The organism is Pseudomonas graminis (assembly GCF_001705435.1).
GTDB lineage: Bacteria > Pseudomonadota > Gammaproteobacteria > Pseudomonadales > Pseudomonadaceae > Aquipseudomonas > Aquipseudomonas graminis_B.
In genome coordinates this window covers 533,539-547,542 of sequence record NZ_MDEN01000069.1, presented here as the reverse complement: position 1 = coordinate 547,542, position 14,004 = coordinate 533,539, and the positions used below count along the sequence as shown (strand labels likewise).

Genomic DNA, 14,004 nt, shown 5'->3' with positions numbered 1-14,004 from the left:
AAGGGAAAAAACGAGTCACTCAAACCAATCCAAACGGACATCCCATCAAACTATTCCACGCTCTGAGCGGTCTCTGACTTAACCCCTTCCCAGAGCCTGCGCATGCCAAAAGCCGTCAATTTCGCCAAGCGCTGGTTTGCCGAGCGAGGCTGGAAACCCTTCCCCTTCCAGAAAGAAGTCTGGGCCGCCGTCGCTCGCGGCGAGTCGGGTTTGCTGCACGCCAGCACCGGCGCGGGCAAGACCTACTCGGTGTGGTTCGCCGCCCTCAACCAGTTCGCCCGGCCTGCACCCGAATCGACCGAGATGAAGCCGCGCAAGCGCAAGCCCGTCGCCGCTCCCCTGAGCGTGCTGTGGATCACGCCCATGCGCGCGCTCGCCGCCGACACCGCCCGCGCACTGGAAGGCCCGCTGCAGGATTTGCAGATCCCGTGGAGTGTTGGCCTGCGCACCGGCGACACCAGCAGCAGCGAGCGCGCCAAACAGGGCCGGCGCCTGCCGTCCGCGCTGATCACCACGCCGGAGAGCCTGACGCTGATGCTGACCCGCGCCGATGCCCAGGCGACGATGTCGACGCTGAAGATGGTCGTGGTCGATGAATGGCACGAGCTGATCGGCAACAAGCGCGGCATTCAGCTGCAACTGGCGCTGGCCCGGCTGCGTCAGTGGAATCCTGAACTGGTGATCTGGGGCCTTTCCGCGACCCTCGGCAATCAAGCCCACGCGCAACAGGTGCTGGTGGGCGACCACGGCACCACCGTCCATGGCAAAGTGGTCAAAAAATTGATCGTCGACACGTTGCTGCCGCCCTCCATCGAACGCTTCCCCTGGGCCGGACATATGGGGCTGCGCATGCTGCCGCAGGTGCTGGCCGAGGTCGACAGCAGTTCCAGTTGCCTGCTGTTCACCAATACACGGGCACAGTCGGAAGTCTGGTATCAAGCGCTGCTGGAAGCCCGCCCGGACTGGGCCGGGTTGATCGCGCTGCACCACGGCTCGCTGTCCCGTGAGGTCCGCGACTGGGTTGAACGCGCGCTGAAAGAAGGCCACCTGAAAGCTGTGGTCTGCACCTCCAGTCTCGATTTAGGCGTGGATTTTCTGCCAGTCGAGCGCGTACTGCAGATCGGTTCGGCCAAGGGCGTCGCGCGGCTGATGCAGCGTGCGGGACGCTCGGGCCACGCGCCGGGCCGCCCGTCACGGGTCACGCTGGTGCCGACCCATAGCCTGGAGCTGGTAGAAGCCGCCGCTGCCCGCGACGCCGTCAACGCGCGTCTGATAGAACCCCGGGAATCACCCTACAAACCGCTGGATGTCCTCGTGCAACATCTGGTGAGCATGGCCCTCGGTGGCGGCTTTATGCCCGACGCGCTACTGGCCGAAGTTCGCACCGCCTGGGCCTATCGCGACCTCACCGACGAGGAGTGGGAGTGGGCTTTGGCTTTCGTGCGCTACGGCGGCCTGTCACTGACGGCCTACCCTGATTATCGACGCGTCGAGCCTGACGAAGACGGCATCTGGCGCGTCCCCGATGCCCGCCTGGCCCGCCGCCACCGCATGAGCGTGGGCACCATCGTGAGTGAAGCCAGCATCAACGTGAAGTACTGGAGCAAGGGCGGCGGAGGCGGATCCCTCGGCAGCGTCGAAGAGGGCTTCATCGCTCGCTTGAAACCCGGAGACGGGTTTCTGTTCAGCGGTCGCCTGCTGGAACTGGTGCGCGTGGAGAACATGACCGCGTACGTGAAAAAGGCTACGGGCAAAAAAGCCGCCGTCCCACGCTGGAATGGCGGACGGATGCCGCTCTCCAACGAACTGGCAGACGCCGTTGTCGAAAAATTCGATGCCGCTGCCCGGGGCGATTTCAGCAGCCCCGAGATGCACATCGTCAGCCCGCTGCTGGAAGTGCAGCGGCAATGGTCAGCCTTGCCACGCAAGGACACACTGCTGGCGGAAGTCTTGAAGTCCCGCGAAGGCTGGCATCTGTTTCTTTATCCTTTCGCCGGGCGCCATGTGCACCTGGGGCTGGCGAGCCTGCTGGCGTGGCGACTGAGCCGCGACACGCCACTGACCTTCTCCATCGCCGTGAACGACTACGGCTTCGAGCTGCTCAGCGCCACCCCGCTCGACTGGAACGAGCGCCTGACGACCCAGCTGTTCTCCGAAGACGAGCTATTGGCCGATATCATTGCCAGCCTGAACGCCGGCGAACTGGCGCTGCGCCGTTTCCGCGAAATTGCCCGCATCGCCGGGCTGGTGTTCTCCGGCTACCCCGGCGCGCCGAAGAGCAACCGACAGCTCCAGGCGTCGAGCGGATTGTTCTTCGAAGTATTCAAACAGTACGACGCCGGCAACCTGCTGCTGACGCAAGCTCAAAAGGAAGTGTTGCGGCAGGAGCTGGACGTGGCCCGTCTCGAACAAACCCTGAGCCGTATCAACAACCGAACCCTGGATTTGCACGTGATCAAACGCCCCACCCCGATGGCCTTCCCGCTGCTGGTAGAACGCATGCGCGAAAGCCTCAGCACCGAAAAACTCTCCGACCGTATCGCACGGATGGTCAACGATCTCGAGAAAGCCGCCGGGCCTGAGGTCATGACGTGAGGCCGTATCTGTCGATTCAGCTGGCAGGTGCGGAGTTGTGGTTACTGGCGGACAAAGCGATTTACTACCCGGCCGAGCGGGCGCTGTTGATCGCCGACGCTCACTTTGGCAAGGCTGCTGCCTACCGACGGTTGGGTCAGCCAGTGCCCCACGGCACCACCGACGATAACCTTCAGCGCCTGGATGCACTTCTGGCGAGCTATGACTGCGACCGGTTGATCTTTCTGGGGGACTTTTTGCACGCCCCAGAATCCCACGCGGCCGGCACGCTGTCGGCCATTCAGGCATGGCGCGACAAGCATGAGGGTCTGGCGATCACTCTGATTCGGGGTAACCATGACAAGCGTGCCGGCGACCCACCCCCGGAATTGCGCATGGACATCGAGGAGGAACCGATGTTCATGGGGCCGTATGCGCTTCAGCACGAGCCTGACCCGCACCCTGACTTCCACGTCCTGGCGGGCCATGTGCACCCGGCCTACCGGCTGTACGGACGAGGACGACAGCGCTTGCGGCTGCCGTGTTTCTACGTATTGCCACGCGTGAGTCTGCTGCCGGCGTTTGGCGCGTTTACAGGCGGCATGAACATCGAGCGGGCGGAAAACAGCAGGGTTTACGTGGTGGGGGATGGGGCGGTATGGGAGGCGGTTTGAACACCAAGCCGAACAATCGACGAGGCACGCTCTGGTGACTTACCGGGTCGAACCAAGTGGGCGCGACTGAGTTGGCAGAAGACAGGAGGTTCCCGCCGATGCCCAGGCAACGGCGGGAGCTGAATCAAGCGACCGGTGCAGGCGGTGGCTCGTCCGGAATGGTCGGCACGCCCGGCTCTAAGGGTTGCTCAAAGTCCGGGGTGTCAGGATTCGGCTGCCCGGGAATACCCCCGGCGACCATGTTATTGAGGTGTGGATGCGCTAACAGCGACCAAGCCAGCAACCCAACCTGATTGGGACTCGGGTCGGTTTCATTGCTGCTGGTGTTGATGTGTCTCTTCATAGGGCACTCCTGAGCGTTGGCCCCACCCGCATGGTGCGGATGGGAACAGTTCAGTCAATAGAGTGCGAATTCCGAGACAAATTCAGTAACGGGCTGACAAATGGCATGATTACGTGCGGGGCAGCGTTACACCGCGTTGGCCTTGGTACTTGCCACCACGGTCCTTGTAGGACACCTCACACTCTTCGTCGGACTCCAGGAACAGCATCTGGGCAACGCCTTCGTTGGCGTAGATCTTCGCCGGCAGCGTGGTGGTGTTGGAGAATTCCAGGGTCACGTGGCCTTCCCATTCCGGCTCGAGGGGCGTGACGTTGACGATGATGCCGCAGCGCGCGTAGGTGCTCTTGCCGAGGCAAATGGTCAGAACATTGCGAGGAATACGGAAATATTCGACGGTGCGTGCCAGCGCAAACGAGTTCGGCGGGATGATGCAAACGTCGCTTTTGATGTCTACAAAACTTTTTTCATCGAAATTCTTAGGGTCGACGGTGGCCGAATTGATGTTGGTGAACACCTTGAATTCGTCGGCGCAACGCACGTCGTAGCCATAGCTGGAGACACCGAAAGAGATCACCCGATCAGCGCCTTCGCCGCGCACCTGACGCTCCACGAACGGCTCGATCATGCCGTGTTCCTGCGCCATGCGGCGAATCCACTTGTCCGATTTGATGCTCATGGCGGTGTCCTGAATAGCGAGGTGAAAAAGATGTCCGGCATCTTACCGGTCGAACGCCCCGGGTTCAAAGATTGCGCGCCGTGCGCATTAAGGTCGTTGAGCCACCTCAAGAAAAAATCTCGGACAGACCCTTTGCACATTCCGGAAAAAGGGGTAAGGTGGCCCCACTGTGTTGCTTGTGTCACTGAGAATATCTACACGATGTTGAATTTCGATCCAACCATCTCCAAGAATTTTTCCTGCTCTTTGCACTCAGTCTCGGCCAGGGCATTTCCTGAGTCGCAGTTAACTTTGTCCAAGGAGATACACCATGTCTAATCGCCAAACTGGTACCGTTAAGTGGTTCAACGATGAAAAAGGCTTCGGCTTCATCACTCCACAATCCGGTGACGACCTGTTCGTTCACTTCAAAGCTATCCAATCTGACGGCTTCAAAAGCCTGAAAGAAGGCCAACAGGTCTCTTTCATCGCTACCCGCGGTCAGAAAGGCATGCAAGCTGAAGAAGTTCAAGTTATCTAACTTGTACTGATTCGCTTAAAAGACCCCGCCCTCAAAAGCGGGGTTTTTTTACGCCTGCATAAAGGCTACTGCTGCACATCCCCGCTGCCCCCTACCTCGCCTCTTGCTAACGCGACATGCCGATCGTCCGGCACATCGCGCCTCCAGCTTTCAGCTTCAGCGGATCAGTCGTCGCTCACAGAGATGTTCGGCATCTGCGCACTCGCAGCTTCCTGCAACACAATACGCGCGCCGACATGACGCGCCAGCTCCTGGTACACCATCGCAATCTGGCTCTCCGGCTCGGCAATCGCCGTCGGCTTGCCGCCATCGGCCTGCTCTCGAATCAACATGGACAGCGGCAGCGAGGCCAGCAGCTCGACGCCATATTGCGTCGCCAGCTTTTCCCCTCCGCCTTCGCCAAAGAGATGCTCGGCATGGCCGCAGTTCGAGCAGATATGCACGGCCATGTTCTCGACGACACCCAGCACCGGGATATTGACCTTGCGGAACATCTCCACGCCTTTCTTCGCGTCCAGCAATGCAAGGTCCTGCGGGGTCGTGACGATCACTGCGCCCGCGACCGGCACTTTCTGCGCGAGGGTCAGCTGGATATCACCGGTGCCAGGCGGCATATCGATGACCAGGTAATCCAGATCATTCCAGGCGGTCTGAGTCACCAGCTGCAGCAGTGCCCCCGACACCATCGGCCCTCGCCAGACCATCGGCGTGTTGTCGTCGGTCAGAAACGCCATGGACATCACTTCGATGCCATGGGCCTCGATCGGCACGAACCACTTCTGATCCTTGATCCTGGGACGGGTGCCTTCGGCGATGCCGAACATGACCCCCTGGCTCGGGCCGTAGATATCGGCGTCAAGAATGCCGACGCGCGCGCCTTCTCGGGACAGCGCCAACGCCAGATTCGCCGCCGTCGTGGATTTACCGACGCCGCCTTTGCCGGACGCAACGGCCACAATGTTCTTCACATTGGCCAGGCCGGGGATCTGGCCGAGGGCTTTGTGGGGATGAATGACCGAGGCGATCCGGACACTGGCCGAGGCGACCCCATCCAGCCCTTCAATCGCCATCTGCAGCATCTGTGCCCAGCCGTTCTGGAACAGCGCGGCGGCGTAACCCAGTTCCAGCTGGACACTCACGCGGTCGCCTTCGATCTCGATGGCGCGGACACACCCGGCGCTGACCGGGTCCTGATTCAAGTAAGGATCGGTGTACTGGCGAAGGACGGCTTCCACCGTTGCGCGATTGAGAGCGCTCATGGGTGACTCCCTATAAAGACTGACTAAAACAGGCGGCCATCCTACCTTGTATGCCCGATAAAGAACGCAACGACGTTTCCTTTCAAGCGCATCGGCAGATTCCGACATGCAGCGCGGGATGAAAAAAAACGCTCAGGCCTTTATAGTGGCCGACCTCCGTTTCACTTCAAGTAGCCGAGCCCAATGTCCGAGCCACGCAAGATTCTCGTCACCAGCGCCCTGCCCTATGCCAATGGTTCCATTCACCTTGGCCACATGCTCGAGTACATCCAGACCGACATGTGGGTGCGCTTTCAAAAGCACCGTGGCAACCAGTGCATTTACGTGTGTGCGGACGACGCCCATGGTTCGGCCATCATGCTGCGCGCCGAGAAAGAAGGCATTACGCCCGAGCAGTTGATCGCCAACGTGCAGGCCGAGCACAGCGCCGACTTCGCTGACTTCCTGGTGGATTTCGACAACTTCCACTCCACCCACGCTGATGAAAACCGTGAGCTGTCGAGCGAGATCTACAAACGCCTTCGCGACGCCGGCCACATCGCCACGCGCTCCGTGACGCAATATTTCGACCCGGAAAAGAAAATGTTCCTGGCCGACCGCTTCATTAAAGGCACCTGCCCGAAATGCGGCACTGAAGACCAGTACGGCGACAACTGTGAAAAGTGCGGCGCCACCTACGCCCCGACTGACCTGAAAGATCCGAAGTCGGCGATTTCCGGTGCAACCCCGGTGCTCCGGGACTCCAAGCACTTTTTCTTCGACCTGCCGGCATTCGACGCCATGCTCAAGAGCTGGACGCGAAGCGGGACGTTGCAGGACGCCGTCGCCAACAAGATCGCCGAATGGCTCGATTCCGGCCTGCAGCAGTGGGACATCTCCCGCGATGCGCCGTATTTCGGCTTCGAGATCCCCGACGAGCCGGGCAAGTATTTCTACGTGTGGCTGGATGCTCCCATCGGCTACATGGCAAGCTTCAAGAACCTCTGCGCGCGTCGCCCGGAACTGGACTTCGATGCCTTCTGGCGCAAGGATTCGACGACCGAGCTTTACCACTTCATTGGCAAAGACATCGTCAACTTCCATGCGCTGTTCTGGCCAGCGATGCTCGAAGGTTCGGGATTCCGCAAGCCTACCGGCATCAACGTGCACGGCTACCTGACCGTCAACGGCCAGAAGATGTCGAAATCCCGCGGCACTTTCATCAAGGCGCGTACGTACCTTGAGCACCTGTCGCCGGAGTACCTGCGTTACTACTACGCCGCCAAGCTGGGCCGTGGCGTCGACGATCTTGACCTGAACCTTGAGGACTTCGTGCAGAAGGTCAACTCTGACCTGATCGGCAAGGTGGTTAACATCGCCAGTCGTTGCGCGGGCTTCATTCAGAAAGGCAACGCAGGTTTGCTGGTGGCGGGCAACGCAGAGCCCGAGCTGACCGACGCTTTTCATGCCGCAGCGCCAAGCATTGCCGATGCCTACGAGGCACGTGACTTTGCCCGTGCAATGCGCGAAATCATGGCCCTGGCCGACCGCGCCAACGCCTGGATTGCAGACAAGGCGCCCTGGTCGCTGGCCAAGCAGGAAGGCAAGCAGGACGAGGTCCAGGCGATCTGCGCATTGGGCATCAATCTGTTCCGTCAGTTGGTGATCTTCCTCAAGCCTGTATTGCCGAATCTGGCCGCAGACGCCGAGCAGTTCCTCAACGTTGCGCCACTGACCTGGGATGACCACCAGACGCTGTTGAGCAATCATCAGCTCAACCCGTTCCAGCCCCTGATGACCCGCATCGACCCTGTAAAAGTGGAAGCCATGACCGACGCATCGAAAGAAGACCTGGCCGCCAGCGCCACTGACACTGGTGCGGCACCACAGGGCAATGGCGAACTGACGAAAGACCCGCTCTCCCCGGAGATCGACTTTGATGCGTTCGCGGCGATTGACCTGCGGGTCGCGCTGATCGAAAAAGCCGAGCACGTCGAAGGCGCAGACAAGCTGCTGCGCCTGACGCTGGATATCGGCGACGAGAAGCGCAACGTCTTCTCCGGCATCAAGAGCGCTTACCCGAACCCGGCAGAGCTGGAGGGTCGGTTGACCATGATGATCGCCAACCTGAAGCCTCGGAAAATGCGCTTCGGTATCTCCGAAGGGATGGTGATGGCAGCGGGTCCTGGCGGTGAAGAGATTTACCTGCTGAGCCCTGACAGCGGCGCCAAGCCCGGTCAGCGCATCAAGTAACCCGCCCTGAACCGCCACATTCTGCACATTATCGACGGCCCGCTCGGGTCGTCGTTCGGGTCCAAGCATGAGCCTGATTCAGCGCATCGACGCCTTGCTGCCACAAACCCAGTGTGGGAAATGCGGCCATCCGGGCTGCCAGCCCTACGCTGAAGGCATTGCGGCCGGCGAAGCCATCAATAAATGTCCACCCGGTGGCGACGAGACCATCGCGGCACTGGCTCGACTGCTGAACGTGCCAGTCCTGCAACTGGACATCGAACGCGGTAGCGCGCCGGCGCAGGTTGCGTTTATTCGCGAGGCCGAGTGCATCGGCTGCACCAAATGCATTCAGGCCTGCCCGGTGGACGCGATCGTCGGCGCTGCCAAGCTGATGCACACCGTCATCGTTGAGGAATGCACCGGCTGTGACCTGTGCGTTGCCCCCTGCCCGGTCGACTGCATCGACATGCTGCCGCTGCCGATGACCGCGATTCCTTTCATTGGCGATTGTGCAATGGACGACGCCCAGCGGTCGGTCAGGGCCGTCAAACGCAGTCGCGCACGGCAACGCTTTGATGCGCGCTCCGCTCGCCTGCAGCGCGATGAGCAGCGACGGCAGGCCGAACGCCAGGCTCGCCAGCCGCGGACTGTCACAGCTGCCGTTCCCCAGCCAGACCCGGCGCAAGCCGCGCTGGCCCGAATTCGCTCAAGACCTTCAGCGGGTGGCGATGCGGCGTTGAAACAGGCACGCGCCCAGGTCGCGATGAGCAGAGCACAATTGCTGAAGTCGCTGAAAGCCTTTGGTCACCCGCCCATTGCCGAACAAGCCGCACAACTCGTGCAGTTGCAGCGCGGCCTCGACGAGGCAGAGCACGCGCTCGCCCAATTGCAGGACCCGACGCCCTCGGCACCGTCTTCTCAGGAAACGCCTACCCCATGAACGCCGCCAAACGCCTTGAGATCTTCCGTCGTTTGCACGAAGACAACCCCGATCCTAAAACGGAACTGGCCTACTCCACACCGTTCGAGCTCCTGATCGCCGTGATTCTCTCGGCACAGGCGACCGATGTCAGCGTCAACAAGGCCACGGCGCGTCTATATCCCGTGGCCAATACGCCTGAGGCGATTTACGCGTTGGGCGTCGAGGGTTTGTCTGCCTATATCAGGACCATCGGCCTGTACAACAGCAAGGCGCGAAACGTGATCGAGACGTGTCGCCTGCTGGTTGAACTGCACGGAGGGGAGGTGCCGCAAACCCGAGAGGCCCTCGAAGCCCTCCCCGGCGTTGGCCGCAAGACCGCGAACGTGGTCCTGAATACTGCGTTCCGCCAGTTGGCAATGGCGGTCGATACGCACATCTTCCGCGTCAGCAACCGTACCGGCATCGCACCCGGGAAGAATGTCGTGGAAGTTGAAAACAAGCTGATGAAGTTCGTGCCCAGGGGTTACCTCATGGATGCGCACCACTGGCTGATCCTTCACGGCCGTTACGTGTGCATTGCGCGCAAGCCTCGGTGTGGCAGCTGCCGGATCGAGGACTTGTGCGAGTACAAGGCAAAGACCTCTGACGATTGAACGATAGCGTCCCAAGGCTTTGATCGATTAAAAAAATCTTTTTTACCCGCGCGGGGTTTGTCGCTATAAGGAGCGCCAACGACTGTTCACGCCTGAGGCTGAATCATGAGCGATGAAAAAGACACCATCGAAGTGGACGACGACTTCGTCATCGAAGAGCCGGAAGAAGTCCTGCCCGTACCGGTAGAGACCGCCAAGACCAACCTCAGCAAGCGCCGCACCATCGATAACCTGCTGGAAGAGCGTCGTCTGCAACGGCAGCTTGCAGACTACGATTTCGATTTCTGATCGCTCCTTGAAACGCTCTGCCTGAAGGCCTCTCCTTCGAGAGGCTTGGGCAGAATACAGGGTCTGAAAACGCCGCCTTGAAGCACCGTTGTTCCTCGGCCATCAAACGAGGCCGTTACGTTGGGCGAGCTCGATAAGGTCAACCAGCGAGTGCGCATTGAGTTTGAGCAACAGACGCGTCTTGTACGTGCTGACAGTCTTGTTGCTCAGGAACATGCCGTCAGCTATTTCCTTGTTGGTCTTGCCGCGGGCCAACTGCTGCAACACCATCATTTCCCTACCCGACAGTCGATCCACCATCTCCGCCTCACTGGCATTGCCGAGACTGGAGCGCACCGTGTGCAGCGCCTGATTGGGGAAGTAACTGTAACCGGACAACACCGCCTTGATGGCGCTGAGCAATTCGGTCAAATCCTGCTGTTTGCAGACATACCCCGCCGCCCCCGCCTGCATGCAGCGCATTGAAAAATGCCCGGGCGCCTGGGAGGTCAGGATCAGCACTTTGAAGGCCAGCGTCATCGCCGACAATCGGGCGATGACCTCCAGACCATCCAGCTTGGGGATACCGATGTCCAGAATGACAATGTCCGGCAAGTGCTCGCGCGCCAGTTGTAACGCATCCACCCCGTTATCCGTCTCGGCAATGACTTCGTAGCCATGACGTTCCATCAACATGCGTACGGCGAGCCTAATGACAGGGTGATCATCCACGATCAACACTTTATTCATGAGCAGTCCATTCTTCGCTGTTCGAATTTTCAGAGCCCGCACAATAGCTTAGTCGTTTAGTGCTTTGCATGGCGCTCCTCCCTGCAGACCAGCAGGCAAAGACCTTTCTCACTCAACCAACAGAAAAATCCTACAAAACCTGCCCTATCCGCTCTATTTTTTACGATGTTCAATCCCGTCTCAGTACGTGACCGCATAATTCCGAAGACCGCAAGTGGTAATTTTTGAATCCTGAACTCCCTAAGCATTTCTGCCTATATGACTGCAGGTTGATAGCTCGGTTTGTCCTAAGGTTGATCCACGATTTGGTTGCTCCGCCGACCAGTTTGGATGTGCGGAAAGCCAGGGCCATCCGTGACGCCCGGAAAAATGAGATTCCTCTTTAAAACACGGCTTCTGGCCACCGGGTGACAGCCCGTTCACCACGAGTGTTATGACTTCAGCATATGCCCATCTTACCGGGCCGCCAGCAAACAAAAATCATAAAATATTGCAGGCCCGGCGAGGCGTCGGCGACCGCACACACTTGGTTAACTTACACACGCGGGTTCGACGAGTTTCATTACATATAAATACTCGAAAGAGCCTACAACGGGTTCAGAAATGTCTGAACAGCCCGAATCAACTTTCAACTATTCTTACCCGGGACGTGGGCACGGAGCAGCCTGGAAAGTTACAGCGCTTAACCACCTCCAAACCCTGCGACTCAATTCAATAACGACTGGATCACATCACCCGCTTTTAAAAAAAGGGGCTCGCCCGCCTTCCACGTAATACTATTCGACACATAACATCCAGCACCCTCACGTCATTCCAGAAAAATACTACATAACTAACGGACTATTATTACCGCCAAGAACTTCACCCAATGGCGTTAAAAAACAAACCGCCCATTTTTTGGCTTTTTACTTGCCAAACCTATTACCAGTCGTTACTTTTTGATGAGCGAATGGTTCAACCCACTGTTAGTTAGTGGCTCTTATCACAATACAAGATTATTGCGCATATAAAGGCGGGGGCTTCTTTTGCCAGCGGTCCGTGCGCAGGCCACTCTTCGGCATGAATAAAGCATTCAGTGTTTAAACGTTCTTAAGCGTGAACGTCCCGACAGTGCAGGCTGTTTAGTTGATATGTTCAAAGGAACCTACCATGACCAAGAAAATTAAATACCCCATTGGCGCAAGCAGCGACCCTCTCAAGCTGGCGGAAGCGGTAGAGCGCTACGTTTCCCAAGGCGGCGTTATTAACGTCATTGCAGAAGGAGAGTCGCGGGAGACCGAATCGTCCCGGCAAACCCGGGACGCCGATCCGGAAGCGGAGCTGTGCACCAAGGTCGATCTGCTCAAGGGGCTAGTGGCCAAAGGAGCTGGGGTCGCGGCGCTGCAATACTCGCTGCGCATGAACCAGAAGGACATTAAGCGCCTGGCCAGCGAGAACGGTCTGAAGATCCGCTATTGCCAGCCTGTTCGCCGATCACGCACGTCCCGGCAAAGAGAGCCGGTAACCCTGGACGACGCCATTGCCGGACACGCCATGCATTACTCGGCGCTGGGCTACACCGTTCCTGAAATCGCTCAACTACTGGGCGTCGGGGTACGCGATATCCGGGACATTGGCAAAGCCTATCGTTTTGAGTTTCGAACAACTTCGCAGGGGGATACGGCTGAGAAAACCGCTGGCGAGGAGACAGATTTGCCAACATGACGAATGAGATAACGCACAGCGAGAGCATGTCTTTTAGCGCCTGTAAAACGAGGCAATAACCGGCCAGCGTGGGGGCGCAAAGAGTGTCGAATGAATGGCCAGCAGCACAGGGAGGACAGATGTAATGAGTGCAGCCCTGAGCAGGGCTGCACATCAATCACGACAGCGATCAGAACAACTTGCGGCCCTTGTTCGCTGCAATGCGCATGCGCAATGCGTTGAGCTTGATGAAGCCCGCCGCATCTGCCTGGTTGTACGCGCCGCCGTCTTCTTCAAACGTCGCGATGTTCGCATCGAACAGCGACTCGTCGGACTTGCGACCGGTCACGATCACGTTGCCCTTATAAAGCTTCAGGCGCACGACACCATTCACGTGGGCCTGCGACGCATCGATCATCTGTTGCAGCATAAGACGCTCAGGGCTCCACCAGTAGCCGGTGTAAATCAGGCTGGCGTACTTGGGCATCAGCTCGTCTTTGAGGTGAGCGACTTCGCGGTCCAGGGTGATCGACTCGATCGCACGGTGACCACGCAGCATGATGGTGCCGCCCGGGGTCTCGTAGCAGCCGCGGGACTTCATGCCGACGTAGCGGTTCTCGACGATGTCCAGACGACCAATGCCGTGCTCGCCGCCGATGCGGTTCAAGGTGGCAAGGACGGTGGCCGGGGTCATTTCAACACCGTCCAGCGCCACGATGTCGCCGTTGCGATAGGTCAGCTCCAGATACTGCGGCTTGTCCGGCGCGTTTTCCGGCGACACTGTCCACCGCCACATGTCTTCTTCGTGTTCGGTCCAGGTGTCTTCCAGCACGCCGCCTTCATAGGAGATGTGCAGCAGGTTGGCGTCCATCGAGTACGGGGATTTTTTCTTGCCGTGGCGCTCGATCGGGATCGCGTGCTTCTCGGCGTAGTCCATGAGCTTCTCGCGGGACAGCAGGTCCCACTCACGCCATGGCGCGATCACTTTCACGCCAGGCTTGAGCGCATAGGCGCCCAATTCGAAACGAACCTGGTCATTGCCCTTGCCGGTAGCGCCGTGTGAAATGGCGTCAGCGCCGGTTTCGTTGGCGATTTCGATGAGTCGTTTGGCGATCAGGGGACGTGCGATGGAAGTACCCAACAGGTACTCGCCTTCATAGACGGTATTGGCGCGAAACATCGGGAACACGAAATCACGCACGAACTCTTCGCGCAGGTCATCGATGTAGATTTCTTTGACGCCCATGGCTTGCGCCTTGGCGCGTGCTGGCTCGACTTCTTCGCCCTGACCCAGGTCAGCGGTGAAGGTCACCACCTCGCAGTTGTACGTATCTTGCAGCCACTTGAGGATTACCGAAGTATCCAGGCCACCGGAATACGCGAGAACTACCTTGTTTACGTCCGCCATGCCATCACTCCAACGCGTTGTACGGAAAACCGACGAGTTTACCGTTCACGCGCGGGAATTT

12 protein-coding genes and 1 pseudogene are annotated in these 14,004 nt (G+C 59.0%); 8 read left to right on the top strand and 5 right to left on the bottom strand.

The genetic code is table 11. The annotated features are described in order from the left end of the window. Positions 1–102 precede the first annotated feature (102 nt). Both BBI10_RS24625 and pdeM read left to right on the top strand, forming a co-directional pair. Positions 103–2,595 carry a ligase-associated DNA damage response DEXH box helicase gene (locus BBI10_RS24625; RefSeq protein ID WP_065992574.1) on the top strand — a complete coding sequence of 831 codons (2,493 nt, stop codon included), beginning with the start codon at positions 103–105 and terminating at the stop codon, positions 2,593–2,595. Beyond that, positions 2,592–3,248, top strand: a complete 657-nt coding sequence (gene pdeM / locus BBI10_RS24620) for a ligase-associated DNA damage response endonuclease PdeM (protein ID WP_065992573.1) — start codon at positions 2,592–2,594, stop codon at positions 3,246–3,248. The genes BBI10_RS24625 and pdeM overlap by 4 nt, the downstream gene beginning before the upstream one ends. Before the next feature lie 124 nt (positions 3,249–3,372). Here the strand turns inward: pdeM and BBI10_RS24615 are convergent, their stop codons facing one another. Both BBI10_RS24615 and dcd read right to left on the bottom strand, forming a co-directional pair. Next, positions 3,373–3,591 carry a hypothetical protein gene (locus BBI10_RS24615; RefSeq protein ID WP_065992572.1) on the bottom strand — a complete coding sequence of 73 codons (219 nt, stop codon included), beginning with the start codon at positions 3,589–3,591 and terminating at the stop codon, positions 3,373–3,375. Between the two features lie 109 nt (positions 3,592–3,700). Further along, a complete protein-coding gene (dcd, locus tag BBI10_RS24610) occupies positions 3,701–4,267 on the bottom strand; it encodes a dCTP deaminase (RefSeq protein ID WP_002554836.1) in 567 nt (188 codons plus the stop codon). A gap of 310 nt (positions 4,268–4,577) precedes the next feature. Here dcd and BBI10_RS24605 point away from each other — a divergent pair, with 310 nt between their 5' ends. Continuing rightward, positions 4,578–4,787 (top strand): cold-shock protein, encoded by a 210-nt coding sequence (locus tag BBI10_RS24605; protein WP_002554837.1) that lies wholly within the window; start codon positions 4,578–4,580, stop codon positions 4,785–4,787. A 164-nt stretch (positions 4,788–4,951) separates the two neighbouring features. On the opposite strand, the gene apbC is transcribed toward BBI10_RS24605, so the two are convergent. Next, positions 4,952–6,046 carry an iron-sulfur cluster carrier protein ApbC gene (gene apbC, locus BBI10_RS24600; RefSeq protein WP_065992571.1) on the bottom strand — a complete coding sequence of 365 codons (1,095 nt, stop codon included), beginning with the start codon at positions 6,044–6,046 and terminating at the stop codon, positions 4,952–4,954. 183 nt (positions 6,047–6,229) lie between these two features. On the opposite strand from apbC, the gene metG reads away from it, so the two are divergent. The 4 genes and pseudogenes from metG (at position 6,230) to BBI10_RS24580 (ending at position 10,123) form a co-directional block, all read left to right on the top strand. Beyond that, positions 6,230–8,278, top strand: a complete 2,049-nt coding sequence (gene metG / locus BBI10_RS24595; RefSeq protein ID WP_065992565.1) for a methionine--tRNA ligase — start codon at positions 6,230–6,232, stop codon at positions 8,276–8,278. 67 nt (positions 8,279–8,345) lie between these two features. Continuing rightward, a pseudogene (rsxB, locus tag BBI10_RS24590) lies at positions 8,346–9,176 on the top strand (electron transport complex subunit RsxB); the annotation flags it as partial. 20 nt (positions 9,177–9,196) lie between these two features. Then, a complete protein-coding gene (gene nth / locus BBI10_RS24585) occupies positions 9,197–9,835 on the top strand; it encodes an endonuclease III (RefSeq protein ID WP_065992564.1) in 639 nt (212 codons plus the stop codon). A 105-nt stretch (positions 9,836–9,940) separates the two neighbouring features. Beyond that, on the top strand, positions 9,941–10,123 hold the full coding sequence (locus BBI10_RS24580) for a PA3496 family putative envelope integrity protein (protein ID WP_065992563.1): 183 nt from the start codon (positions 9,941–9,943) through the stop codon (positions 10,121–10,123). Between the two features lie 102 nt (positions 10,124–10,225). Here the strand turns inward: BBI10_RS24580 and BBI10_RS24575 are convergent, their stop codons facing one another. Next, complete coding sequence (locus BBI10_RS24575; RefSeq protein ID WP_037012286.1) at positions 10,226–10,852, bottom strand: response regulator transcription factor; 627 nt, start codon at positions 10,850–10,852, stop codon at positions 10,226–10,228. 1,149 nt (positions 10,853–12,001) lie between these two features. Between BBI10_RS24575 and BBI10_RS24570 the strand changes: the two genes are divergently transcribed. Then, a complete protein-coding gene (locus BBI10_RS24570; RefSeq protein WP_065992562.1) occupies positions 12,002–12,556 on the top strand; it encodes a hypothetical protein in 555 nt (184 codons plus the stop codon). Between the two features lie 169 nt (positions 12,557–12,725). Here BBI10_RS24570 and BBI10_RS24565 read toward each other — a convergent pair whose 3' ends face one another. Further along, the gene (locus BBI10_RS24565; RefSeq protein ID WP_065992560.1) at positions 12,726–13,943 is read right to left on the bottom strand and encodes an argininosuccinate synthase; all 1,218 of its coding nucleotides are present in this window, start codon (positions 13,941–13,943) and stop codon (positions 12,726–12,728) included. Positions 13,944–14,004: the final 61 nt, after the last annotated feature.

Coding starts and splice junctions, on each gene's coding strand:
- BBI10_RS24625 (WP_065992574.1), top strand. CDS start 103: ATGCCAAAAGCCGTCAATTTCGCCAAGCGCTGGTTTGCCGAGCGAGGC.
- BBI10_RS24615 (WP_065992572.1), bottom strand. CDS start 3,591: ATGAAGAGACACATCAACACCAGCAGCAATGAAACCGACCCGAGTCCC.
- dcd (WP_002554836.1), bottom strand. CDS start 4,267: ATGAGCATCAAATCGGACAAGTGGATTCGCCGCATGGCGCAGGAACAC.
- BBI10_RS24605 (WP_002554837.1), top strand. CDS start 4,578: ATGTCTAATCGCCAAACTGGTACCGTTAAGTGGTTCAACGATGAAAAA.
- apbC (WP_065992571.1), bottom strand. CDS start 6,046: ATGAGCGCTCTCAATCGCGCAACGGTGGAAGCCGTCCTTCGCCAGTAC.
- metG (WP_065992565.1), top strand. CDS start 6,230: ATGTCCGAGCCACGCAAGATTCTCGTCACCAGCGCCCTGCCCTATGCC.
- nth (WP_065992564.1), top strand. CDS start 9,197: ATGAACGCCGCCAAACGCCTTGAGATCTTCCGTCGTTTGCACGAAGAC.
- BBI10_RS24580 (WP_065992563.1), top strand. CDS start 9,941: ATGAGCGATGAAAAAGACACCATCGAAGTGGACGACGACTTCGTCATC.
- BBI10_RS24575 (WP_037012286.1), bottom strand. CDS start 10,852: ATGAATAAAGTGTTGATCGTGGATGATCACCCTGTCATTAGGCTCGCC.
- BBI10_RS24570 (WP_065992562.1), top strand. CDS start 12,002: ATGACCAAGAAAATTAAATACCCCATTGGCGCAAGCAGCGACCCTCTC.
- BBI10_RS24565 (WP_065992560.1), bottom strand. CDS start 13,943: ATGGCGGACGTAAACAAGGTAGTTCTCGCGTATTCCGGTGGCCTGGAT.